Origin of the sequence: Streptomyces sp. NPDC048337 (assembly GCF_043201175.1) — a bacterium.
In the GTDB taxonomy this organism is placed as follows: Bacteria; Actinomycetota; Actinomycetes; order Streptomycetales; family Streptomycetaceae; genus Streptomyces.
This window is the reverse complement of sequence record NZ_JBICYR010000006.1, coordinates 81,850-104,703: the sequence shown is the minus strand read 5'-3', so window position 1 is coordinate 104,703 and position 22,854 is coordinate 81,850. Positions and strand designations below refer to the sequence as shown.

Genomic DNA, 22,854 nt, shown 5'->3' with positions numbered 1-22,854 from the left:
CCAGCGCCGACCAGGCCGCGGCGGCGAGGGCCGCCCCGCCCGCGAGGAGGGGTGCGAGGCGGGGGTGCGCGGCATAGGCGGCACTGCCCTGAGCTGTGGTTCCGTCGGCCCGGGCGCGTACGGTCAGCTCCGCCCACTCCGCGGCCGGCGGGCCGTCCCAGGCGGCCTTGAGCCGGACTTCCTGGCCCGGCAGCAGTTCGGCGGGGAGCCCGGTGAGCTCGCGGCCGCCGCCGGGCAGGGGGCGGCCGAGCGCGCCGGTGGCGGTGAGGGTGGCGTGGGGGCGGAGGGTGACGTTGCCGATGTTGTGGAGCGTGTACGAGACCTCGGCGCCGGTGGCCAGGACGTCCCGTACGGCGAGGGCGGGGGCGGTGGGGCCGGTCACCCGCAGGTACACGCGGGCGGCGACGGCCTGCCGGACCCCGAGCCCCTGGGGCATGACGGCCTCCCCCGTGTCCTCCAGGGCCACGATGGCGCCGGGGTGGTCGCCGGGTTCCGCCCGGTCGGGGACGGTGAGGCTGAAGGCGACGGTGGCCGCGGCCCGGGCCGGTACGGTAACCCGCTCGCGGTCGAGGCTCGCCCAGGCGGCGGTGGCCCGGCGGGGCTCGTCGGGGCCGCGGACGGCGAAGCCGCCGTCGCGGGGGGTGTTGTAGGCGTCGGCGGCGTAGAGGCGGAAGGTGCGGGGGCGGTCGGTGCGGTTGGTGACGGTGACGGAGTCGGTGACGGTCTGGCCGGGGGCGGCGGCGAGGTAGAAGTACGGCCGCTGGCCGACGGTGTTGGCGACGGGCAGAACGGACCACTGCCCGTTGTCCGCGGCCCTCGCCGGCCCGGCCGCCCCGAGCCAGACCCCGGCGAGCGCGGCCCCCACGACGAGCAGCCCCCTCCCGAGCCGGGCCACCGCTGCGCGGGGCCCGTCCAGCCCGCCCGGCGTTTGAGGGCACGGGCGTGGAGCGCCCGTACGGGGTCTGGGGCGGAGCCCCGGGGAACGGTGGAAGGGCGGGCAGGGGACCGCCCACAACACGGTCACGACAGGGTCAGCGTCAGGACCGCCGTGTACGAACCCGGCGGCGTGTACGGCGGCACGCGCAGGGTGACGGCGGCGTCCACCGTGAACGTGCCGCCGACCAGCGCCGCGTCCGGCGTGGAGGCCAGCACCGCCCCCTCCGCCCCCACCGCTCCCGCACTGCCCGCCGCGCACGCGCTGGGGCTGCCCGCCGCGGCCACGCACACCGGCGTCCACGACAACGCGCCCGCCGGGATCCGCACCCCGCCCGGCCCCGTGAAGTCGCTGACCTTGCCGATCAGCGACCACCCGGCCGGACCCCCGCGCGCGTCCTTGACCGTGACGGTGCCGATCCGGCCGGGGGCGGCGCCGCCGTCGCCGTAGGGGACCGCCCCCAGGGCGATGTCCTCGCCCGTCTGCGTCATGCCCAGCGCGCCCGGCTCGACGGTGGCGGTGACCTTCTGCGTGCCCGGCGGCAGCGGCGCGGCGTCGACGACCGTGTACGCGGCCGGGCCCGAGCCCCGCGTCGCCGACCAGGCCGCGCCCTCGTAGGCGACCACCGCGGTGGTGGCCTTGTCGGTGACCGGCAGTTCGGCCAGGACCACCCCCAGCGGGTCCGCGGTGGCGGCCACCCGGTCGGCGGTCTCGGCGGCGCCCGCCCGGGCGGCCACGGTCACCGTGGCGCCCGGGGTGAATCCGGCGGCGGTGACCCTGAGCTCGGCGCCCGGTTTTCCGTAGGCCGCCGCGAGCGCCACGCTGCGCAGGTTGGCCGTGGGCAGCGGGGTCGCGGTGAGGCGTTCGGAGACGGGGGTCCCGGTGGCCTGGCAGGTGGTGTCCAGGTCCAGCAGGTGGCTGGTGTGCAGGGTGTAGCCGCCGGGGGCCAGGGTGATCGCGCCGGGCGCGGTGACCTTGAAGGTGCCGGTCATGGTGACGGCCGGGAGGACCGCGCCCGCCTGGACCGGCTCGTTGCGCTTGGCACCGACGACGGTGAGCTCGCCGCTCTGCGCGCCCGCCAGCAGGACCCGCCCGGTCGGGGTCAGCACGTCGGCGGGGAGCTCGCCGCCGACGGGGTTCACGGCGGGGGTCCCGACCACCTGGTAGGTGACGGTGACGGTGTCACCGACCTGCGGGGCCGGATCGTCGACGGTGATCCGCGCCGTGGTCGGGCCGTCGGCGGGCGGGAGTCCGGCCTCCTGGGGCGGCAGGCAGTGCGTCGGGAAGGTCACCTGCCCCGGGGGTGTGTCCCCGTCCGCGGCGGCGGGTGCGCTCAGCGCGCCCCCGGTCGCGGCCGCGAGCACCGCCATGCCGACGGCCGCCGGCCACCTCCTGCTGCGCGCCCCTGTTCGCACTGCCCGCCCCCTGGGTTCCGTCCCGCCGACAGGGGGCCATTCACGAGCGGGCGGCGGGAGAAGTCAATGCACGGGCCCGGCATCAACTGATGGCCCATCAGGAGATGGCAGGGTGCCGGCACCGTTGCCCGCCTTGAAGGTGCGGCGGTAGGCGGTCGGGCTGACGCCCAGCGCCGCCTGCACGTGCTTGCGCAGCGACTGGGCCGTCCCGAAACCGGTCTCCCGCGCCACCTGCTCCATCGGCAGATCCGTCTGCTCCAGCAACTGCCGCGCCCGCTCCACCCGCTGGCGGGTGATCCACTCCCCCGGGCTGACCCCCGACTCCTCCCGGAACCGGCGTGTGAAGGTCCGTACCGACACGGCCTCCTGCCGGGCCAGGTCGCTCAGGCGCAGCGGCTCGTGCAGCCGGTCCAGCACCCACGCGCGGGCCGCCGTGGTGCTGGCCAGTTGCGGCTCCGGCACCGGACGCTCGATGAACTGCGCCTGCCCGCCGTCCCGGTGCGGCGGTACGACGGTCCGCCGGGCCACGTCGTTGGCGACGGCCGCGCCGTGGTCGCGGCGCACGATGTGCAGGCACAGGTCGATGCCGGCGGCGACACCGGCGGAGGTCAGCACGTCCCCGTCGTCGGTGTAGAGCACGCCCGCGTCGACCCGTACGGCCGGGAAGAGCCCCTGGAAGTGCTCGGCGTAGGCCCAGTGGGTGGTGGCCCGGTGGCCGTCCAGGTATCCGGCCGCGGCCAGCACGTAGCCGCCGGTGCAGATGGAGACCAGCCGGGTGCCGGGCCGGATGTGCGTGAGGGCCGCCGCGAGCTCGGCGGTCAGCGTGCCGTGCTCGTGGACCGGGCCCAGCTCGTGCGAGGCCGGCACCACCACGGTGTCGGCCGTGGCCAGCAGCTCCGGGCCGTGCTCGACGTGGACCGCGAAGTCGGCGTCCGTGCGCACCGGCCCGGGGGCGAGTCCGCAGGTGAGGATCTCGTACAGCGGCCGCCCGGCCGGATCCTTGGCGCGGCCGAAGATCCGGTGCGGGATGCCGAGCTCGAAGGGGAGCAGCCCGGTGAGGGCGAGGACGACGACCCGATGTGGTTCCATGGCCCGATCATATCGATGCATGACAGTCAGGCCACTGTTCGTACGGGGCCTGCCGGCCGGAAGCTGTCCCCGTGACCCAGACAGCACCCACCACCACAGCGGGCCCGCGCGCCCCCCGCCAGGCAGGCCGCGTCCACCGCGCCTGGTTCGCCGCGGCCGTCGCCTTCGTGACGATCATCGGCGCCGCCGCCTTCGCCTCCCTGCCCGGACTGCTCATCGAGCCGCTGCACGAGGAATTCGACTGGTCCCGCGGCACGATTGGCTTCGCCGTCTCCGTCAATCTCGCGCTCTACGGGCTCACCGCCCCCTTCGCCGCCGCGCTGATGGACCGCTTCGGCATCCGGAAGGTCGTGGCGCTGGCCCTGACCGTCATCGCCGGCGGTTCGGCGGCCACGGTGTGGATGACCGCGTCCTGGCAGCTGGTGCTGTTCTGGGGCGTGCTGGTGGGTCTGGGCAGCGGCTCGATGGCGCTGGCCTTCGCGGCGACGGTCACCAACCGCTGGTTCACCGCGCGGCGCGGGCTCGTCACGGGCATCCTGACCGCCGCGGGGGCCTCCGGGCAGCTGATCTTCCTGCCGCTGCTGTCCTGGCTGGTGGAGCACCACGGCTGGCGCCCGGCGGCGATCACGGTGGCCCTCGCCGCCCTGGCCGTGGTCCCCTTCGTCTGGATGCTGCTGCGCGACCACCCGGCGGACGTGGGCCTCGCCCCGTACGGGGGCACCTACGAGCCCAAGCCGGCGCCGGTCCAGGGCGCGGCGCGGCGGGCCGTGACCGTGCTGTTCAAGGCGGCGAAGACCGGACCGTTCTGGCTGCTGGCGGGCACCTTCGCGATCTGCGGGGCCTCGACCAACGGCCTGGTGCGGACCCACTTCGTGCCGGCGGCGCACGACCACGGGATGCCGGTGACGGCGGCCGCGGGGCTGCTCGCGGTGATCGGCGTGTTCGACGTGGTCGGCACCATCGCCTCGGGCTGGTTCACGGACCGCTTCGACGCCCGGCGCCTGCTGGCGGTGTACTACGCGCTGCGCGGGATCTCGCTGCTCTGCCTGCCGATGCTGCTGGCGCCCTCGGTGCAGCCGCCGCTGATCTTCTTCATCGTCTTCTACGGCCTGGACTGGGTCGCGACCGTCCCGCCGACCATCGCCCTGTGCCGTGAGCAGTACGGGGAGGACAGCGCGATCGTCTTCGGCTGGGTCCTGGCCTCGCACCAGGTCGGCGCGGCGGTGGTGGCCTTCCTCGGCGGCATGGCGCGGGACGCCTTCGGCTCGTACGACCTGGTCTGGTACGCGTCGGGCGGGCTGTGCGCGACGGCGGCCCTGATGGCGATGGTCATCCGCCGGGTCCGCGCGGTCTCGCCCGCTACAGCGGCGGCTCTGTGAGCAGTTCGCGCGGTCGGCGGGCGCTGCCGGCGCCCCCGGCGCCGGTGTCCGACGCGGCGGGGAAGAGGCGCCCCCAGGAGCGGGCGCGGAGCGCACGTACGGGCCCGGGGCGGAGCTCCGGGCCCGTAGCCGCACCTCGGCGCTCAGGCGGGCAAATTCCAGCCTCGCCGGCGATCGATGCGGCTCCGCCGGAGGCTACGGGCCGGCGGGTGTCGTCGACTTCAGGGTGCCGTCCGGAGCCGCCAGGAGGACCGGGGTGTCCGGGCCGCCCAGGTCGCGCACGGCCGCGCGGTCGGCGTCGGCCGGGGCGTCGGCGGCGCTGACGACCGCGGCGGCCTCCAGGGACCGGGCCCCGCTCGCCACGGCCATCGCGACCGCCGTCTGGAGCGCGCTCAGCTTCAGGGAGTCGAGCTCCACCGTCCCGGCGACATAGGTGCGGCCCGTCTCGTCCCGCACCGCCGCCCCCTCCGGCACACCGTTGCGGGCCCGGGCGCTGCGCGCCAGCGTGATGATCTTGCTGTCCTCGGGGTCGATCCCGGTGCTGTCGGTCATGGGCGAAAGCATATGGAGCGTCTCGGCGGAGCCGTGCAACGACCCCACCGAGACGCTCTCCCCTCCGCCCCGCGGGGACACGTCACGGCCGGTCGAGCCGCAGCCGCTCCGCCCGCGGCAGCCCCGCCACCACCAGGTCGTACGAGTCCTCCACCAGCTCCCGGACCATCGCGTCCGGCAGCCCGCCCGGCCCGCCCACGGTCACGGTGTTCCAGTGCCGCTTGTTCATGTGGTAGCCCGGCTTGATCGCCTCGTGCTCCGCCCGCAGCCGCACCGCCAGCTCCGGCTCGCACTTGAGGTTGACCTTGAGCGGCTCCGCGTCCAGCGCCGAGAGCGCGAACATCTTCCCCAGCACCTTGAACACCGAGGTCTCCGGGGTGAAGGGGAACTCCTCCACCGCCGCGTTGAAACTCAGGCAGAACTCCCGCAGTTGCGCCGGGGTCACTCCCCCTCCTCCCCCGCGGCCACCGGTTCCACGAGCACCGTCACGATCTTGTTCCGCCGGCCCGCCGGGGCCTCGGCCGTCAGCCGCAGCGGACGCCCGTCGGGCAGTTCCACCAGTGCCGAGGCGCCCGCGATCGGCACCCGCCCCAGGGCCTTGGCCAGCAGTCCGCCGACCGTCTCCACGTCCTCGTCGTCGAAGGCCTCGACCTTGAACAGTTCACCGAGGTCGGTGATGTCCAGGCGCGCGGTGACCCGGTAGCGGTCCTCGCCGAGGTCCTCGACCGGCGGGAGCTCCCGGTCGTACTCGTCGGTGATCTCGCCGACGATCTCCTCCAGGATGTCCTCGATGGTGACGATGCCGGCCGTGCCGCCGTACTCGTCGATGACGACCGCCACGTGGTTGCGCACCTGCTGCATCTCGCGCAGCAGATCGCCCGCGTTCTTGGTGTCGGGCACGAAGACGGCCGGGCGCATCGCCGTGGAGACCAGGTCGGTCTCCGTCTCGCGGCTGATGTGGGTCTTGCGGACGAGGTCCTTCAGGTAGACGATCCCGACGATGTCGTCCTCGTTCTCCCCGGTCACCGGGATGCGGGAGAAGCCGGACCGCAGGGCGAGCGTGGTGGCCTGACGGATCGTCTTGTACCGCTCGATGCAGACCAGGTCGGTGCGCGGCACCATCACCTCGCGCACCAGGGTGTCCCCCAGCTCGAAGACCTGGTGCACCATCCGGCGCTCGTCGTCCTCGATCAGCGATTCCTTCTCCGCGAGGTCCACCATCGCGCGCAGCTCGGCCTCGGAGGCGAACGGGCCCTTGCGGAACCCCTTTCCGGGCGTGAGCGCGTTGCCGATGAGGATCAGCAACTGCGGGATCGGCCCCATCACCCGGGCGAGCGGCACGAGGACGTACGCGGCCGCCGTCGCGGTGTTCAGCGGGTGCTGGCGGCCGATCGTGCGCGGGGAGACCCCGACGGCCACGAAGGAGACCAGCACCATCACGGCGATGGCCACGAGCAGCGCGGTCCAGTTCTCGCCGAACTCGTCGAGGCAGACGTAGGTGACGAGGACGCCCGCCGCCATCTCGCAGGTGACGCGGACCAGCAGGGCCACGTTGAGGTAGCGGGTGGGGTCGCCGGCCACCTGCGCGAGCTTCGCGCTGCCGCGCCGGCCCTCCCGTACGGCCTGCTCTGCGCGGAAGCTGGAGATCCGGGCGATCCCGGACTCGGCGCACGCCGCGAACCAGGCCACCACCACCAGCAGGACCGCCCCCGTGATCAGCTGAGGTGCGCTGGTCACGAGACGGTCGGGGCCGGGGACGGGCCGGTCATGCCGCGCTCGGCGCGCCAGCCGTCGACGATGGCCGCCTGGAGGCCGAACATCTCGGCCTTCTCGTCCGGCTCCTCGTGGTCGTAGCCGAGCAGGTGCAGCACCCCGTGGACGGTCAGGAGCTGGAGCTCCTCGTCCATGGAGTGCTGCGTCGGGGCTTCCTCGCCCTGCTTCTTGGCGACCTCGGGGCAGAGCACGATGTCACCGAGGAGCCCCTGCGGGGGCTCCTCGTCGTCCTTCGCCGGGGGACGGAGCTCGTCCATCGGGAAGGACATGACGTCGGTGGGTCCGGGCAGGTCCATCCACTGGATGTGGAGCTGCTCCATGGCGTCCTCGTCGATGACGATGACGGAGAGCTCGGACAGCGGGTGGATCCGCATCCGGGTGAGCGCGTAGCGGGCGATGTCGAGGATCGCCCGCTCGTCGACCTCGGTTCCGGACTCGTTGTTGACGTCGATCGACATGGTGCGCTGGGTTCTACTTCCGCTGGGGGCCGTTCGCGGCCTGCTGGCCGTCGTCGTACTTCTCGTACGCGTCGACGATACGGCCGACCAGCTTGTGGCGGACGACATCCTCGGACGTGAGCCGCGAGAAGTGGATGTCCGGCACCCCGTCCAGGATCCGCTGGACCTCGCGCAGACCGCTCTTGGCGCCGCCCGGCAGGTCGATCTGCGTGATGTCACCGGTGACGACGATCTTCGAGTCGAAGCCGAGTCGGGTCAGGAACATCTTCATCTGCTCGGCCGTGGTGTTCTGAGCCTCGTCGAGGACGACGAAGGCGTCGTTGAGGGTGTTGTGCGTCAGCAGGTAGTCCTGCGTGACGTACAGCGAATCCTCAGCGGCGACCTGGATACAGACGGCCTCCTCGCGACCCGCGGGCTCGATGGAGTCGACGAAGCGCATCGGTCGGCCACCGCCGCCGGCCGCGTAGGCGTCCCTCTTGCGGGCGAGGCGGAACGGCTCGATGCCCTCGGGCAACCGGATGTCCACGACGTGCGAGTCGAAGCGATGGGCGGCTACGGCGTTCCCCTGCTTGCGGCCCTCCGCGGCGCGTCGTCGTGTGTAAGCGACACCGCCGAGGGACTGTACGAGCGCCACCACGTCGTCCCGCAGGAGGGCCGAGGTCGTGGAGTACTGGATCCGACAGGTGCGGTCCCGTTGGAGAACCGGTCCGCCATCGGAGTCGAGCAGGCCCTGAAGCACTCCGAGGCGGATCTCCGCGGTGTTGAACAGGTAGTCGTCCGGAACGAACTTGGAGTGCGAACGGCTGCCGAGGAGGTCCAGCTCGCGCAGCACCCGGGTGACGGGGTTCTCCAGGGTGACCACGTCACCGGGCGACTTCACCCGGTTCAGGACGTAGTCCGGACCACCCTTGTGCCGTGCGGTGACACCGGGAAGGGCGGCCTCAAGGGCGTGAACAAGCTGCTCGTCCTCCGTGGAGAAGGAGGGCGTGGTGGAGCCGGTGAGGCATCCGTCGCCGAGCAGCAGACCCAGCGCGTACGGGTCCATGGGAACCGCACGCTCCGGGAAGCACACCGGCGCGGTCAGCATGGGGAGCTCGTACCGGCGGGCGTGCCCGGCCCGCAGGTTGCCGATCATGTCCTTGGTCTCCAGGACCCGCCACGGCTTGTCACGACGGCGGTCGGACGCCGTCCGTACCGTCCACAGGTGTTCACCGCAGCACAGCGTCCAGGAACCGTCCTGGGCCGATAGCCGGTAGATGTCCTTCTCGCCCTGCGGGTACACACCGAGGACCGGGGTCGGTTCGCCATTGGAACCGATGACCAGGTCGCCCACTTCAAGGTCACCGATGGCGCGCCAGCCGTCCGGGGTCAGCACCTTGGTGAAGACGGGGTGCGCCCGGCCCCTCATGTACGCGAGGGGGGCCACCTCGATGGTCCCGGCGGCCATGAGCCGCGGGATCGATTCCGGGTCGAGCATGTCGTGCAGCGCGTCGTAGAGCGGGCGCAGGTACGGGTCGATCTTGTCGAAGAGGGTGCCCGGCAGGAAGCCGAGCCGCTCCCCCGCCTCGACGGCGGGCCGGGTGAGGATGATCCGGCTGACCTGCTTGGACTGCAGGGCCTGGACCGCCTTGGCCATGGCGAGGTAGGTCTTGCCGGTACCGGCAGGGCCGATGCCGAAGACGATCGTGTTCTTGTCGATCGCGTCGACGTACCGCTTCTGGTTGAGGGTCTTGGGCCGGATCGTGCGGCCGCGGCTGGAGAGGATGTTCTGGGTGAGCACCTCCGCGGGCGTCTCCTCGGGCCCGTTTCCGTTGCCGCTCGCCTTGAGCATGGCGATCGAGCGTTCCACTGCGTCCTCCGTCATCGGCTGCCCGGTGCGGAGCACCAGCATCATCTCGTCGAACAGGCGCTGGATCAGTGCGACTTCCGCCGCATCGCCGATCGCGCTCACCTGATTGCCCCGAACATGGATGTCGGCCTTCGGGAAGGCCTTCTCGATCACGCGCAACAGGGCGTCACCGGATCCGAGCACCGTCACCATCGGGTGCCTGGCCGGAACGGTGAAGTGGGCTCGCGCCTGCCCCGGCACTGGAATGTGGGCTGTGGGTGTCTGAGTCATGGGCCGGCACTGTGGCCTGCACATACCTCCCGCTGAGGGGCCGCGCCGATCGACGACCTCCGGATAACCAAGCCTACGTCGCCCGCGCGGCATCCCCGAGAGGTTTTCCCCGGCCGCCCCACCGGGCCAGGAGCCCGGGCGCAGCCCACCCCGCTGCCGCCCGCACAAGGGCTACGCGGAGTGACGGAAGCCGATCGTCGGCACCGCCCGGCGGCGGGCCGCCGGGGTCGAGCCCCGCGGGACCAGGTCGTCCAGGAAGCCGTACCGGCCGCGCAGGGCCTCGGGGGCGGTCCGCCACCAGTGGGCCACCTCCGGCCAGCCCGGGGCCGACAGGGAACCGCCGAACTCCTGGACCGACAGGGCCGCCGTCAGCCCGGCGAAGGCCAGCCGGTCAGCCAGCGGCCAGCCCGCCAGGGTGCCGGTGACGAAGCCCGCCACGTAGACGTCCCCCGCCCCGGTCGGGTCCAGCTCGTCCACCGCGATCCCCTGGACGTGGGCCGTCTCGCCGGTGCGCCCGTCCACCGCGTACGAGCCCTCCGCGCCCATCGTCACCACCGCGATCGGCACCTTCTCGGCCAGCGCCCGGGCCGCCGCGCGCGGACAGTCGGTCCGCGTGTACCGCATGGCCTCGCCCGCGTTCGGCAGGAAGGCCTCGCAGTGCTCCAGGTCGGCCAGGGCCCCCAGGTCCCACCGCCCGCTCTCGTCCCAGCCCACGTCCGCGAAGACCCGCGAGCCGCGCCGCGCGGCCGCACCGACCCACTCCTCGCCCCGGCCTGGGCCCAGGGAGGCCACGGCGGCCCGGGCCCTGGGCGGGCACTGCGGGAACGGCCCGGGGCCCGCCGGCGGAGGGGCCTCGTGGCCGTGCGAGACCATCGTGCGCTCGCCCTCGTAGGCCATCGAGACGGTGACGGGGCTGTGCCAGCCGGGGATGGTCCGCGACATGGACAGGTCGATGCCCTCGCCCTGTTCCAGTGCGTCCCAGCAGTACTCGCCGTAGTGGTCGTCCCCGAAGGCCGCGGCCAGCGAGGTGCGCAGACCGAGACGGGCCAGGGCGGTGGCCATGTTGGCGACGCCGCCGGGGCTGGAGCCCATGCCGCGCGCCCAGGACTCCGTACCGCGCACGGGTGCGGAGTCGAGGCCGGTGAAGATGATGTCTAGGAAGACGGTCCCGGTCAGGAAGACGTCGCAGCCCGGTTCTTGGGGATCCCGCAGCGGACCGAGCGGGTCCACGGCTGCGGAGCGGCTGTCGATGCTGTCCCGACTGGTCACGGTGTACTCCCCGTTGCTCTTGAAGGGTCGTTTCTGCAAGACGGTTTTCCGCGGAAAGCTGCCAGCCTTGCCCGCCTCGGCGAAGGCCAAAACCAAGTGTGGCGCAGATCACTCTCGAAATGCTCTTTTCCGCCCCTCAGGCCGCTTGATAGACATGGGCCCCGCTCTCTCCGCGGCGCCACCACGCACCACCTGGAACGCCCGTGCACGACCGTGCCTCCGCGCCGCCCGCCGCCTGGCCCCTGGTGGCCCTGTTCACGGCCGGCTACGTCGCCCCGTACCTGCTGCCGACCATCGTCGGGCGACTGGACACCCACCTCCCGCTGAGCCCCGCGCAGGCCGGTCTGATCGGCTCGGTCCTGCTGCTCGGCTCCGCCGCGGCCGGATTCACGCTTGCCTCCCGCATCCCCCGCCACGGGCCGCGCCCGCTCGCCCGGCTCGGGCTGCTGCTCGCCGTCGCCGGCTACGGCACGGCCGCCGCGACCTCGCTGCTGCCCCTGGTCGTCGCGGGCGCGGTGGTCGGCGGCTTCGGCTCGGGTACCGCGACGGCAGTGGCGGCCGCCGGGATCGCCGGGCAGCGGGACCCGCATCGCACCTCCGCCCTCGGGCTGCTCTCCGTCTCGGCCACGGCGGGGGCGCTGTACCTGACGCTGCCGCGGCTCGGGGGTGGGCACGGGCTGCCGTTTGCGGCGATCGCGCTGGTCGCGGCGGGGGTCTGGCCGGCGACGGCCCGCCTCGGCGGCCGGGCCGCCGCAGCCGTCACGGGGCTTCCGGCGGGACGGCTGCCGTACCCGCGCGCCGGGGTGGTCCTGGCGGGCGGGCTGATGCTGTGGTCCCTGGCGCAGAACGCCCTGTGGGGGGTCAGCGGCCGGATCGGCGCCCAGCAGGCGGGCCTGTCGGAGGTCACCCTCGGCATGGTCTTCGCCACGGCGCTCGGCGCGGGCCTGCTCGGGGTCACGGCCGCCTCCGCCCTCGGCGCCCGCCTGGGCCGGGCCGTCCCGATCGGCGGGGGCACGACGCTGATCGCCGGGTGCGTGGTGCTCTCGTCCTCGGCGCACGGACTCGCCGGCTTCGCGGCGGGCGAGATCCTGTGGAACGCGCTCTACCCGGTGGTCCTCTCGTACGCGATCGGCCTCGCGGCGGCCCTGGACCCGCGCGGGCGCTGGGCGGTGCTGGCCGGGTCGGCGTCCTCGCTGGGCGTGGCCTGCGGGCCCGTCACCGGCAGCGTGCTCCCCGAGACCGCGGGCTTCGCCGGCATGGGGCTGGTCCTCGCCGGGCTCCTGCTGGCCGTGGCCGGGCCGATGGCCGCCGTGGCCCTGCACGCCGGTGGGCGGCCGCTGACGGCCGGCTCCGTCCGCCGCCGCGGTGGTGCCCCGGCGGCCGTCCTCGCCGCCGGCGCGGGTACCCCGACGGGTGCGATCCCCCGCGTCGGCGCCCCCGAACTCCCGGTCACGGAAATCCCCCTCCACCGCCCACTCCGCCGCGTCCTCCTCCCGGCCACGACCACCCGCCGCCGCTAGCCTCCGGCGGCACGCCCCAAGGCCCAGGGGCTCCGCCCCGCACCCCGCTCCTCAAACGCCGGCGAGGCTGAAATGGCTCCGGCGGGGCTGAAATGGGTCCGGCGGAGCTGGAAGGTACCAGGCGGGCTGCACGGTGGCGTGAGGGCTGGACGCTACGGCCGGGGTCGGGGACGGGGTGGGGTGTCGGCCGGGACTAAAACGAGATGAATTCGGCGCACGCTCCCGTCCGGCAGAGCCGACCCGGAAAGGGCGCCGAACATCGAAGCCCGTCCCGGACGACACCCCACCCCGGCCCCGGCCCCCGCGAAGCTCCGGCAGGGCATCATCCGAGCCCCCGGCCAGGGAAATGGCCCCGACCCCGCGAAGCCCCCGGCAGGGCATCGGCCGAGCCCCCCGGCCAGGGAAATGGCCCCGGCCCCGACGCCCCCGGCAGGGGACCGGCCGAGCCCCCCCGGCCAGGGAAATGGCCCCGGCCCCGCGAAGCCCCCGGCAGGGGAGCGGCCGGGCCCCCGCCAGGGTCGTTACGCCTCCGGGTGTTCCTCCGGGGCGAGGAAGCGGCCCATCGGGAGGACCTGGCGGCCCCAGGTGGAGGCCAGGATCTGGCCGGCCAGGAGGTACGTCGCCCCCAGGGCCGCCAGCAGGCCGCTCCAGCCCGTGATGCGCAGCCACGCCTCCGACCCGGTGAAGCCGTTGATCGTCATGCCGACGAAGACGACGAGCACGCACGTGAAGGTGGACAGCAGCACCAGATGGATCCGCCAGCTGCCGATCCACAGGACGAACACCACGAAGACCCACGGCAGGGTGAACAGCCCGCTGACGTCCCCGCGCAGCGCGGGATCGGTGGCCGGCAGCACCCACTGGAGCAGGCAGGCCTTCGCCATCCAGAAGAGGCCGAAGCCGCCGAAGACGGTGGCGTGCCAGGTGTCGCCGCGCTGGGCCTGGAAGAGCCCGGCCAGCAGCTGCGCCACCCCGCCGATCCAGAAGCCGACCAGCGGCAGCACCGAGTGGCCCAGCTTCTCGGGGAAGACCCCCGCGTCGATGCCGGTGGCGATGACGGTGACCACGATGAAGCCGGTGAGGCCGAGCGCGCCCAGCTGGGCCTGCGCGCTGGGTTCCATCCGCTTGACGGAGACGGCCTGTTCGGCCGGGCCCTGCCGGTTGCGGAAGAGGGGCGTGTTCAACGGGGGTCCGCGCCCTCGGCGGCCTCGGCCGCGAAGCGCGGTACGGACGGCGCGTCATCGGGGAGCCCGCTGCCCACGGCGGCCCCCGGCCGGCCCCGGCGGAACACCGCGCAGGCCAGCGTGACCGCCGAGCCCGCCACCGCCCAGGCGGCGAGCACCAGCATCGGCCCGGCCGCGCCGTTGCCCTTGAAGTACGCGATGGAGCGCGCGGCGTACGTACCGGCGCCCGGCGGCAGGGCCGGGCCGATGGCCTTCCAGAACGGCGGCAGCAGCGGGTACGGATAGGCGCCGCCCGCGCTCGGGTTGCCGAAGACCACGACCAGCAGGATCGCGAGGCCGATGCCGACCACCCCGGCCAGCCCCTGGAAGGCCAGGGTGATCGCGCCGACCGCGAAGACGACCAGGGTGCCGAGCCCCCACAGGCCCATGATCGAGCCGGGCAGCGCGCCCAGGACCGGGCCGGCGATGACCGCGCCGAGCAGTCCGGCGGCGATCGCGTACACGAGCAGCGCGCCGAGCCGGATGACGGCGCGGGCCATGTTCGCGGGCCGGGCGCCGGCGCTGATCGCGAGGATCGCGGCGCACAGGTAGCCGCCCACGCACCAGCCGACGACCAGGTAGAAGGAGCTCAGGCCGCGCGCGTCGCCCGCGTCGGCCGGGGCCACGTCGACGACCCGGACGGTGCGCCCCTGGGACTTCTCGGCCAGGCCGACGATCTGTTCCAGGGCCTGGGAGAGGGAGGCCCCGCCGCCGCTCGCGACCAGCAGCCGGTCGGTCGTGCCCGCCGGGTCGACGATCAGCGCGCCGTCCACGTCCCGGTTCTCGATCTGCCGGCGGGCCGCGGCCTCGTCCTCGGCCACGCGGGTGTCGAGCGGCTTGCCGGGCAGCGCGCCGAGCTGCTTCGCGGTCTGTTCGGCGACCGGCGCGAGGGGGGCGGCGACGGAGATCGGGATCTCGCTGGGCTTGGGGTGGTGGAAGGCCCCGATGTACGAGGTGATGAAGGCCAGCTGGAGGGCCAGCACCCCCAGGACCAGCAGGGCTGCCCGGGTGGTCACGGCGTCTTTGATCTCGGCGAGGAAGCCGCTGGACGGAGCTGCGTCTGGGCTCTGGGTGGGCTGGGTCATGTCTCTCACGCTCGGCGCGGCGGGGTCGGGGCGCAGCAGGGGAGGGCCGAATGGATGATCGAACAAGTGTTTCGCACGAACATTCGAATTGCTTTATGGTGGAGACGGGGGAGGTGTTGTCACGAACGAAGCAGGAGGCCGCGGGTGCCCGGTTTTACGCATCTGCACACCGTTTCGGGGTTCTCCATGCGCTACGGAGGCTCGCACCCGGAACGGCTGGCGGAACGTGCCGCCGAGCGGGGCATGGACGCCCTCGCCCTGACCGACCGCGACACCCTGGCGGGCGCGGTGCGGTTCGCGAAGGCGGCCGAGAAGGCGGGGATCCGGCCGCTGTTCGGCGCCGACCTGGCGGTGTCCCCTGCGGGGGGCCCGGCCGGCCTCCGCTCGGGCGGGTCCGGTGCGGGCGGGGTCGGCTCCGGCTCTGGTTTCGGCTCCGGATCCGCCTCCGGCTCTGGCTCCGGCGAGGCCTCGTACCGGCGGCGGAACCCCGTCAAGGGCGGTGCCTTCATCGACGAGTCCGCCCCGCGGGCCGTGTTCCTGGCCCGGGACGGGGCCGCCGGCTGGGCCGAGCTGTGCCGGATGATCACCGCCGCCCACGCGGGTGCCGGACCGGACGGGCCCGGCGGGTCCGGTGGGCTCGGCGGCTCCGCGCGGATCTCGGGCGCGCAGCCGGTGCTGCCCTGGGAGGCGTTGCGCGGGGAGGGCGTCTTCGCGCTGCTCGGGCCCGGGTCCGACGTGGGGCGGGCGCTCGCCGCGGGGCGGCCCGACCGGGCGGCGCGGCTGCTCGCGCCCTGGCGGGAGGTCTACGGGGAATCCCTCCGGCTGGAGGCCGTCCACCACGGCCGCACCGGCACCGGCCCCGGATCGCTCCGGCTGGCCGCCCGTACCGTCGGCTTCGCCGCCGAGCAGGGCGTCCCGGCCGTGCTGACCAATGCCGTCCGCTACGCCGACCCCGGCCAGGGCCCGGTCGCCGACATCCTCGACGCGGCCCGCCGGCTGACCCCCGTCCGGCCGCCCTTCGACACCGGCGAGCGCTGGCTCAAGGGCCCGGGCGCCATGGCCGAGGCCGCCGACCGGATCGCCCGGGCCGCCGGCCTGCGCCCCGCCGACGCGCGGCGGCTGCTCGCGGAGACCCGGCACACCGCCGAGGCCTGCGCGGTGGACCCCGAGGACGACCTCGGCATGGGCTCCGTGCACTTCCCCGAGGCCCGGCTCGTCGGCGCGGCCCACCGCACCGCCCAGCGGGTCCTCGCCTCCCGGGCCTCCGCCGGCATGGTGCTGCGCGGCTACGCGGACGACCCCGCGTACTGGGAGCGCATGCACCACGAGCTCGACATCATCGCCTACCACGGCTATGCCTCGTATTTTCTGACGGTAGCTCAAGTAGTGGACGACGTACGGGAGATGGGCATCCGCGTGGCCGCCCGAGGCTCCGGCGCCGGCTCCCTCGTCAACCACCTGCTCGGCATCGCGCAGGCCGACCCCGTCGCGCACGGCCTGCTGATGGAGCGCTTCCTGTCCAAGCGCCGCCGCGTCCTGCCCGACATCGACGTCGACGTGGAGTCCGCCCGTCGGCTGGAGGTCTACCGGCGGATCATCGACCGGTTCGGCACCGAGCGCGTCGCCACCGTCTCCATGCCCGAGACCTATCGGGTCCGGCACGCCATCCGCGACGTCGGCGCCGCCCTGTCCATGGACCCGGCCGTCACCGACCGGCTCGCCAAGGCCTTCCCGCACATCCGGGCCCGCGACGCCCGCGCCGCGCTGGAGGAGTTGCCCGAACTGCGCGACGTACGCGGGGAGTCGTACGGACGGCTGTGGGAGCTCGTCGAATCGCTCGACGCGCTGCCCCGCGGCATCGCCATGCACCCGTGCGGAGTCCTGCTCTCCGACGCCTCCCTGCTCGCCCGCACGCCCGTCGTCCCCACCAGTGGCGAGGGCTTCCCCATGTCCCAGTTCGACAAGGACGACGTGGAGGAGCTCGGGCTGCTCAAACTCGACGTACTGGGCGTGCGGATGCAGTCCGCCATGGCGCACGCGGTCGCCGAGATCCGGCGCGGCACGGGGGAGGAGCTCGACCTGGACGACCCGGCGCAGGTCCCGCCGGGCGACCGGGCCACGTACGAGCTGATCCGCTCGGCCGAGACGCTGGGCTGCTTCCAGATCGAGTCCCCGGGCCAGCGCGACCTGGTGGGGCGGCTCCAGCCGGCCACCTTCCACGACCTGGTCGTCGACATCTCCCTCTTCCGCCCCGGGCCGGTGGCCGCCGACATGGTGCGGCCGTTCATCGAGGCCAGGCACGGGCGGGCACCGGTGCGCTTCCCGCACGAGGACCTCGCGGACGCGCTGCGCGAGACGTACGGGGTGGTGGTCTTCCACGAGCAGATCATCGAGATCGTGCACGTCATGACCGGCTGCGGGCGGGACGAGGCCGACCGGGTGCGGCGCGGGCTGTCCGACCCGGAGTCGCAGGGCCGGATCAGGGTGTGGTTCGCGGCGAAGGCGGGCGAACGGGGCTACTCGCCGGAGGTGATCGGCCGCACCTGGGAGATCGTGGAGGCCTTCGGCTCCTACGGCTTCTGCAAGGCGCACGCGGTGGCCTTCGCGGTGCCGACGTACCAGTCGGCGTGGCTGAAGGCGCACCACCCCGCGGCCTTCTACGCCGGGCTGCTGACCCACGATCCCGGGATGTACCCGAAGCGGCTGCTGCTGGCGGACGCGCGGCGGCGGGGCGTGCCGGTGCTGCCGCTGGACGTGAACCGGTCGGCGGTCGCCCACCGCATCGAACTGGCGTCCGGTTCTTCCGGTCCGGCCGAGGTGTGGGGGCTGCGGCTGGGGCTGTCCGACGTCCACGGCATCAGCGAGGCCGAGGCGCTGCGGATCGAGTCCGGGCAGCCGTACGCCTCCCTGCGCGACTTCTGGGACCGGGCGCATCCGGGGCGACCGGTGGCCGAACGGCTCGCGCAGGTCGGGGCGTTGGACTCCTTCGGCGCCAACCGGCGTGACCTGCTGCTCCACTTGACGGAACTGCACGGCGCGCACCGGGCGGCCGGGGCGCGCGGGGTACGCGGACCCCAACTCCCGCTGGAGGGCGGCCGGTCCACGGCGTCCGTCGGGCTGCCGGATCTCTCCGACGCGGAACGGCTCAGCGCCGAGCTGGGCGTCCTCGGCATGGACGCCTCGCGGCACCTGATGGGGGACCACCACGCCTTCCTGGCCGAGCTGGGAGTGGTTCCCGCGCAGCGGCTGCGCGATGCCGGGCACGGGCAGACCGTGCTGGTCGCGGGGGCCAAGGCGGCCACCCAGACCCCGCCGATCCGGTCCGGGAAGCGGGTCATCTTCACGACCCTGGACGACGGCACGGGCCTGGTGGACCTGGCGTTCTTCGACGACAGCCACGAGCGGTGCGCGCACACCGTCTTCCACTCCTTCCTGCTGCTGGTACGGGGTGTCGTGCAGCGGCGGGGGCCGCAGAGCCTGAGCGTGGTCGGGGCGGCGGCGTGGAACCTGGCGGAGCTGGTGGAACTGCGGGCGGCGGGCGGCCTGGACGCGGTGGCGGCCCGCCTGGCCGTTGCCTCCGGCGGTGCGGATGGTGGGGCCGCCACCGGGGGCGGGTCCGGCTCCGGCTCCGGGGCTGAGTCCGGTTCCGGTTCCGGCTCCGGCCCGGGGGCCGGCCGGGACCGGGATTCCGGTGAAGGTCCGGGCGCGGCCACCGGCTCCGGTCGTGGTTCCGGGGCTGGTCAGGAGCCCGGTTCCGGCCCGGGGTCCGGTCAGGCCGCCGGGGCGGATTCCGGTTCCGAGGCCGGGGCGGGAGCCGGCCGTGGGCGCACGATCCGGATGTCCACGGGGTACGAGATGAACCCCTGGGCCGACCTCCAGCCGCCGGGCACCGGGCCCGCGACCGGGCGGAAGCTCTGGCACTCCAGTCCGGGGAGCGCGGGATGAACACCGCCGCCCCGCGCGCCGTGATGTGCCTGCGGCTGCACCCCGCCGACGGGGCGCCGCTCGGGGCCGAGGCCTACGCCGGTGTCCTCGCGCTGCTCGACGGGCTCACCCCGGCCGTGCAGGCGCTGCCGCCCGACGGGGCCCTCGCCGATGTCCGGGGCGCGCTGCGCTACTTCGGCTGCGACGCCGGCCGGCTGGCCGCCGTGGTCCGGGTCCGGTCCCTCGCCCTGTACGGAGTGGACTGCACCGTCGGCGTGGCCGGCAACCCCATGCTGGCCCGGGCCGCGGCCCGCGAGGCCCGGCCCGGGGGGACCCTGGTGATCCCCGACGAGCCCGCCGCCGTCGTGGGGTTCCTGGCCGGCAAGCCCGTCACCGCCCTCGACGGGATCGGGCCCAAGGCCGCCCGCACCCTGTGCTCCTACGGCCTCGACTCCGTCGGCCGGGTCGCCGCCGCCCCGCCCGCCGCGCTGCGGCGGATCCTGGGCGCCCGGCTCGGCCGCGAGGTGCAGGAGCGCGCCCTCGGGATCGACCGGACCCCCGTCCGGCCGGGGGCAGCCGCCCGGGCCATCGCCGCGGAGCGGGCTTTCGACCGGGACGAGCTGGATCCCGTACGGCACCGGCGGGCGCTGCTCTCGCTGACGCAGGAGCTCGGCGCGAAGCTTCGTACGCAAGAAGGGGGCCGGGGGCAGGTCTGCCGCGCCCTCTCGCTCACCGTCCGCTGTGCCGACCGCACCACGCTCACGCGGACCCGCACCCTGTCCGAACCCACCGCGCATTCCGACGCGTTGACCGCCACCGCCTACGCCCTGTACGAGGGCCTGGGCCTCCAGCGGGCCCGGGTGCGCGCCCTGTCCCTGCGCGCCGAGGACCTGATCCCGGCCGAACGGGCCGCGCGACAGCTGAGTTTCGACCCGCAGGACGAGAAGGCCCGCCGGCTGGAGGCCGTCACGGACCGCGTCCGCGCCCGCTTCGGGCCGCACGTCATCGCTCGCGGCACACTCGCGGCGTAGCGGACCGGCGGGCGACACGCGAGATTTTTACCGACGCGTAACTTCCCAGTTTTACTACCCGCCCGTAATTTAGCGGGCAGCAGCACCCCTTGTGATCCGGATCACGGGACGAACCCCCACGCCCCATCCCCTTGAGTCGACCCGCAAGGAGATCACACGATGCTGCCCTGGAGACGCCTGCTCCGCCCGCTGGCCGTCCTCACCCTCACCGCCGCCGCGCTCGTCGCCCCCACCGGCGCCGCGCAGGCCGCGTCCGCACCCAGCAGCGGCTGGAACAACTGGTCCTGCAAGCCGTCCGCCGCCCATCCGCGCCCCGTCGTCCTCGTCCACGGAACCTTCGGCAACTCCTGGGACAACTGGCTCGGCCTCGCCCCGTACCTCGTGCACCGCGGGTACTGCGTCTACTCGCTCGACTACGGACAACTGCCAGGCGTGCCCCTCTTCAACGGGCTCGGCCCCATCGACAAGTCCGCCGGCCAGCTCGACGGCTTCGTCGACAAGGTGCTCGCCGCCACCGGCTCCGCCAAGACCGACATCATCGGGCACTCGCAGGGCGGCATGATGCCGCGCTACTACCTCAAGTTCCTCGGCGGCGCCGCCAAGGTCAACGCCCTGGTCGGACTCGCCCCCGACAACCACGGCACCACCCTGTCCGGACTCACCCAGCTGCTCCCGTACTTCCCGGGGGCCGAGGACCTGATCAGCTCCGCCACCCCGGGGCTGGCCGACCAGATCGCCGGATCCGCCTTCCTGCAGAAGCTGAACGAGGGCGGGGACACCGTGCCCGGGGTGAAGTACACGGTGATCGCCACCAAGTACGACGAGGTGGTCACGCCGTACCGGAGCGCCTTCCTGGACGGGCCGAACGTCAAGAACGTCGTCCTCCAGGACCTGTGCGTCCTGGACCTCTCGGAGCACGTCGCCATCGGTCTCACGGACCGGATCGCCTGGCACGAGGCGGCGAACGCTCTCGACCCGGCGCACGCCGAACGGACCACGTGCGCCTCGGTCTTCGACTGAGACGCACGCGGTCCGCGGTGAACTAGCGGCCGTGGCGGCCTGCCGTCGCACCACGGCGGCGGGCCAGCCCGAACAGCACGGCCGCACCGATGGCCAGGACGCCGGCCCCGGCGATCGCGATCACCGGGGTGGCGCTGCTGCCGCCCGTCTCGGCGAGGTTGTGGTTCTGCGTGGACTGCGACGGAACCGGGGCGGCGGCCTTCCCGTTCGTCTTCGGGTCGTTGTCGCCGTGGCCGTTGTGCTCCACGCTGGACTTCTCGGCGCCGTCGGCGATCTGCTGGTCCGTCGGGGCCTGGGGCCGCTGGTCGGTACCGGCCTGGTCGGCGGACGGCTTGGCGCTCGGCTTGGAGCTGGGCTTGGCGCTCGGAAGGGTGCCAGTGCCGCCGTTGCCGTTGCCCCCGTTGTCCTTGCCGAAGACCACGTCCGAGCAGGTGTAGAAGGCCTCCGGGCTGTCCGAGCGCTGCCAGATGCTGTAGATCAGGTGGCGGCCGGACTTGTTCGGAACGGTGCCGGAGAAGACGTAGTCGCCGTTCTGCATGCCCGGGTCGGTGACCTTCGCGAACGGCGCGGGCTCCAGGTCGGACCACTTCAGCGGCTTCGTCGGGTCGTAGCCGTCCTTCGTCACGTACAGCTCGAAGGAACCCTTGTGGGGAGCGGTCCCCTTGTAGCGGAAGGTGTGCGCGCCCGCCGTCATCGGGCTGGCCGGCCAGTCGGCGCGCGCCAGGTCCAGACCCTGGTACTTGTCGTTGCCGGCGGAGCAGAGCTGGCCGTTCGGGATCAACGCCCGGTGGTTCCCGGCCGCGTTGGCGATGTTCACCGCGTTCCAGTCGTAGAACGCCTGCGCCCCGCTCGCCGCGACGGCGGCCTTGCACGCCGCCGACTTCGGCGACTCCGGGCCCTCCGCGTAGCACGCCGCCACCCGGCTGACCGGGTCCGTCATCGAGCCGTGGGCGGCCGCGGGCGCGGCGGCGTACGCGGCCACCGCGAGGGGGGCGAGGCCGGCGGAGGCGATACGGGTCAGGGTCACGGCGCGGCTGCGTCGGCGTGCGGGCATGCGGGATCTCCTTCGGGCGCAAGGCAAGGTGGCCAGCGGTCGGGGCGGTGCGGCGCCGCCCCCCGGCGGCGCCGTTCCCGGCCCTCCGCTGGCCCCGCCAAGCTAACGGCCCGAACCCCGTGTTTCCCCTGCTTCGGCCCCCGGAAGCTGATCCTTAGGCTCCGCTTAAGGAACCGCTAAGCGGGCCCACAGGAACAGGCGCCGTCAGCTCAGGAGGGCCGCCAGGCCGGACGGGGTGCGGGCCTGGTCGTCCAGGGCGTCGAGGGCGCGGATGGCCTGGGCGGCCGCCTCGGGGTCGCTGGTGGCGAGGCCGCTCGCCGCGAACTCGTCCTCGTCCAGGCGCAGTACGGAGGACCCGTCCGCCGAGACCCACAGGTCGAGGTCCAGGTCCTCGATCAGGATCTCCCCGCTCTGCACCAGGGCCGGGCGCGTGATGTCGCAGTACCAGCCCTTGAGGACGCCGTCGCCGGTCCACACCTCCTTGACCGCGTACCAGCGCGTGCGCCAGAAGTGCTCGACGAACACGTCGCCCGGCTCGAAGCGCACGAAGCCGAAGTCCCGTACGTCCTCGGCCGCCCAGGGGGCGCGGACCGAGATGCGGTCGCCGTCGTCGGCCACCTGGGCCGCCGGGTAGCGGATCTTGAGCTTTCCGGCCTTGGTCAGGACGACGGTCAGCTGCTGCTCGGTCACACTGTCTCCAGTCTCTTCAGGCTCTTCGCGAAGCGCGATTCGGTGGCGCGGATCTCGTACCCGAACCACTTGTTGACGGCGAGCATCGGTTCGTTGCCGGCGTCGCTGCCGGTGAACGCCTCGGTGTACCCGGCCGCGCGGAGCGGCCGACTGCCGGCGCCGAGGCCGTGGTGGGAGGGGTCCACGGCCGAGCGGCGGACCCGTACGACGGACTCCGCGGCCGAAAGGTCATACGGGCGGAGATCGCGGATCCAAACGGTCATGCGGCCGACGCTACGGGCGCATGCGCGTACGGCGCCTCCCAATTAACCGGCGATGG

Annotated in this window: 18 protein-coding genes and 1 pseudogene; 5 read left to right on the top strand and 14 right to left on the bottom strand. The window is 73.7% G+C overall.

All coding sequences use genetic code 11. The features are described from left to right. Positions 1-478: 478 nt before the first annotated feature. From ACGFYU_RS12390 to ACGFYU_RS12380, 3 genes and pseudogenes are all read right to left on the bottom strand, one after another. Positions 479-865 (bottom strand): annotated as a pseudogene (locus ACGFYU_RS12390) (WxL protein peptidoglycan domain-containing protein); the annotation flags it as partial. Between the two features lie 155 nt (positions 866-1,020). Then, positions 1,021-2,304, bottom strand: coding sequence for a beta-xylosidase (locus ACGFYU_RS12385; protein WP_393827470.1), 1,284 nt, complete (start codon positions 2,302-2,304; stop codon positions 1,021-1,023). Between the two features lie 108 nt (positions 2,305-2,412). After that, positions 2,413-3,438: a GlxA family transcriptional regulator gene (locus ACGFYU_RS12380; protein ID WP_393827232.1), complete on the bottom strand. Its 1,026-nt coding sequence runs from the start codon at positions 3,436-3,438 to the stop codon at positions 2,413-2,415. Between the two features lie 71 nt (positions 3,439-3,509). Between ACGFYU_RS12380 and ACGFYU_RS12375 the strand changes: the two genes are divergently transcribed. Further along, on the top strand, positions 3,510-4,817 hold the full coding sequence (locus ACGFYU_RS12375) for an MFS transporter (protein ID WP_393827231.1): 1,308 nt from the start codon (positions 3,510-3,512) through the stop codon (positions 4,815-4,817). A 195-nt stretch (positions 4,818-5,012) separates the two neighbouring features. On the opposite strand, the gene ACGFYU_RS12370 is transcribed toward ACGFYU_RS12375, so the two are convergent. From ACGFYU_RS12370 to ACGFYU_RS12345, 6 genes are all read right to left on the bottom strand, one after another. Next, entirely contained in the window at positions 5,013-5,369 is a 357-nt protein-coding gene (locus tag ACGFYU_RS12370; protein WP_393827230.1) for a cytidine deaminase, read from the bottom strand. A gap of 82 nt (positions 5,370-5,451) precedes the next feature. Then, positions 5,452-5,814 carry an MmcQ/YjbR family DNA-binding protein gene (locus tag ACGFYU_RS12365; RefSeq protein ID WP_393827229.1) on the bottom strand — a complete coding sequence of 121 codons (363 nt, stop codon included), beginning with the start codon at positions 5,812-5,814 and terminating at the stop codon, positions 5,452-5,454. Further along, positions 5,811-7,106 carry a hemolysin family protein gene (locus ACGFYU_RS12360; RefSeq protein ID WP_393827228.1) on the bottom strand — a complete coding sequence of 432 codons (1,296 nt, stop codon included), beginning with the start codon at positions 7,104-7,106 and terminating at the stop codon, positions 5,811-5,813. Before ACGFYU_RS12360 ends, ACGFYU_RS12365 begins: the two co-directional genes overlap by 4 nt. After that, positions 7,103-7,600, bottom strand: a complete 498-nt coding sequence (gene ybeY / locus ACGFYU_RS12355; RefSeq protein ID WP_393827227.1) for an rRNA maturation RNase YbeY — start codon at positions 7,598-7,600, stop codon at positions 7,103-7,105. The genes ACGFYU_RS12360 and ybeY overlap by 4 nt, the downstream gene beginning before the upstream one ends. Positions 7,601-7,613: 13 nt before the next feature. Continuing rightward, positions 7,614-9,719: a PhoH family protein gene (locus tag ACGFYU_RS12350; protein ID WP_393827226.1), complete on the bottom strand. Its 2,106-nt coding sequence runs from the start codon at positions 9,717-9,719 to the stop codon at positions 7,614-7,616. 171 nt (positions 9,720-9,890) lie between these two features. Continuing rightward, positions 9,891-10,988 (bottom strand): carbohydrate kinase family protein, encoded by a 1,098-nt coding sequence (locus tag ACGFYU_RS12345; protein WP_393827225.1) that lies wholly within the window; start codon positions 10,986-10,988, stop codon positions 9,891-9,893. Positions 10,989-11,191: 203 nt separating this feature from the next. On the opposite strand from ACGFYU_RS12345, the gene ACGFYU_RS12340 reads away from it, so the two are divergent. Beyond that, positions 11,192-12,508: an MFS transporter gene (locus ACGFYU_RS12340; protein WP_393827224.1), complete on the top strand. Its 1,317-nt coding sequence runs from the start codon at positions 11,192-11,194 to the stop codon at positions 12,506-12,508. Between the two features lie 521 nt (positions 12,509-13,029). On the opposite strand, the gene ACGFYU_RS12335 is transcribed toward ACGFYU_RS12340, so the two are convergent. Both ACGFYU_RS12335 and ACGFYU_RS12330 read right to left on the bottom strand, forming a co-directional pair. After that, positions 13,030-13,692, bottom strand: a complete 663-nt coding sequence (locus tag ACGFYU_RS12335; protein ID WP_393827223.1) for an acetate uptake transporter — start codon at positions 13,690-13,692, stop codon at positions 13,030-13,032. Continuing rightward, positions 13,689-14,816, bottom strand: coding sequence for a DUF3533 domain-containing protein (locus tag ACGFYU_RS12330; protein ID WP_393827222.1), 1,128 nt, complete (start codon positions 14,814-14,816; stop codon positions 13,689-13,691). The genes ACGFYU_RS12335 and ACGFYU_RS12330 overlap by 4 nt, the downstream gene beginning before the upstream one ends. Before the next feature lie 144 nt (positions 14,817-14,960). Between ACGFYU_RS12330 and ACGFYU_RS12325 the strand changes: the two genes are divergently transcribed. The 3 genes from ACGFYU_RS12325 (at position 14,961) to ACGFYU_RS12315 (ending at position 20,791) form a co-directional block, all read left to right on the top strand. Continuing rightward, positions 14,961-18,761: a DNA polymerase III subunit alpha gene (locus tag ACGFYU_RS12325; protein WP_393827221.1), complete on the top strand. Its 3,801-nt coding sequence runs from the start codon at positions 14,961-14,963 to the stop codon at positions 18,759-18,761. Beyond that, positions 18,758-19,771 (top strand): hypothetical protein, encoded by a 1,014-nt coding sequence (locus ACGFYU_RS12320; RefSeq protein WP_393827220.1) that lies wholly within the window; start codon positions 18,758-18,760, stop codon positions 19,769-19,771. The genes ACGFYU_RS12325 and ACGFYU_RS12320 overlap by 4 nt, the downstream gene beginning before the upstream one ends. A 159-nt stretch (positions 19,772-19,930) precedes the next feature. Next, positions 19,931-20,791, top strand: coding sequence for an esterase/lipase family protein (locus tag ACGFYU_RS12315; protein ID WP_393827219.1), 861 nt, complete (start codon positions 19,931-19,933; stop codon positions 20,789-20,791). Positions 20,792-20,813: 22 nt separating this feature from the next. Here ACGFYU_RS12315 and ACGFYU_RS12310 read toward each other — a convergent pair whose 3' ends face one another. From ACGFYU_RS12310 to ACGFYU_RS12300, 3 genes are all read right to left on the bottom strand, one after another. Then, a complete protein-coding gene (locus tag ACGFYU_RS12310; protein ID WP_393827218.1) occupies positions 20,814-21,845 on the bottom strand; it encodes a lytic polysaccharide monooxygenase in 1,032 nt (343 codons plus the stop codon). Between the two features lie 204 nt (positions 21,846-22,049). Next, positions 22,050-22,535, bottom strand: a complete 486-nt coding sequence (locus ACGFYU_RS12305) for a DUF402 domain-containing protein (RefSeq protein WP_393827217.1) — start codon at positions 22,533-22,535, stop codon at positions 22,050-22,052. Then, positions 22,532-22,798 carry a hypothetical protein gene (locus tag ACGFYU_RS12300; protein WP_393827486.1) on the bottom strand — a complete coding sequence of 89 codons (267 nt, stop codon included), beginning with the start codon at positions 22,796-22,798 and terminating at the stop codon, positions 22,532-22,534. The genes ACGFYU_RS12305 and ACGFYU_RS12300 overlap by 4 nt, the downstream gene beginning before the upstream one ends. Positions 22,799-22,854: the final 56 nt, after the last annotated feature.

What these genes read in the sequence shown, in the direction of transcription:
- ACGFYU_RS12385 (WP_393827470.1), bottom strand. Translation starts at nt 2,304, where the DNA reads ATGGCGGTGCTCGCGGCCGCGACCGGGGGCGCGCTGAGCGCACCCGCC.
- ACGFYU_RS12330 (WP_393827222.1), bottom strand. Translation starts at nt 14,816, where the DNA reads ATGACCCAGCCCACCCAGAGCCCAGACGCAGCTCCGTCCAGCGGCTTC.
- ACGFYU_RS12350 (WP_393827226.1), bottom strand. Translation starts at nt 9,719, where the DNA reads ATGACTCAGACACCCACAGCCCACATTCCAGTGCCGGGGCAGGCGCGA.
- ACGFYU_RS12380 (WP_393827232.1), bottom strand. Translation starts at nt 3,438, where the DNA reads ATGGAACCACATCGGGTCGTCGTCCTCGCCCTCACCGGGCTGCTCCCC.
- ybeY (WP_393827227.1), bottom strand. Translation starts at nt 7,600, where the DNA reads ATGTCGATCGACGTCAACAACGAGTCCGGAACCGAGGTCGACGAGCGG.
- ACGFYU_RS12300 (WP_393827486.1), bottom strand. Translation starts at nt 22,798, where the DNA reads ATGACCGTTTGGATCCGCGATCTCCGCCCGTATGACCTTTCGGCCGCG.
- ACGFYU_RS12310 (WP_393827218.1), bottom strand. Translation starts at nt 21,845, where the DNA reads ATGCCCGCACGCCGACGCAGCCGCGCCGTGACCCTGACCCGTATCGCC.
- ACGFYU_RS12370 (WP_393827230.1), bottom strand. Translation starts at nt 5,369, where the DNA reads ATGACCGACAGCACCGGGATCGACCCCGAGGACAGCAAGATCATCACG.
- ACGFYU_RS12315 (WP_393827219.1), top strand. Translation starts at nt 19,931, where the DNA reads ATGCTGCCCTGGAGACGCCTGCTCCGCCCGCTGGCCGTCCTCACCCTC.
- ACGFYU_RS12320 (WP_393827220.1), top strand. Translation starts at nt 18,758, where the DNA reads ATGAACACCGCCGCCCCGCGCGCCGTGATGTGCCTGCGGCTGCACCCC.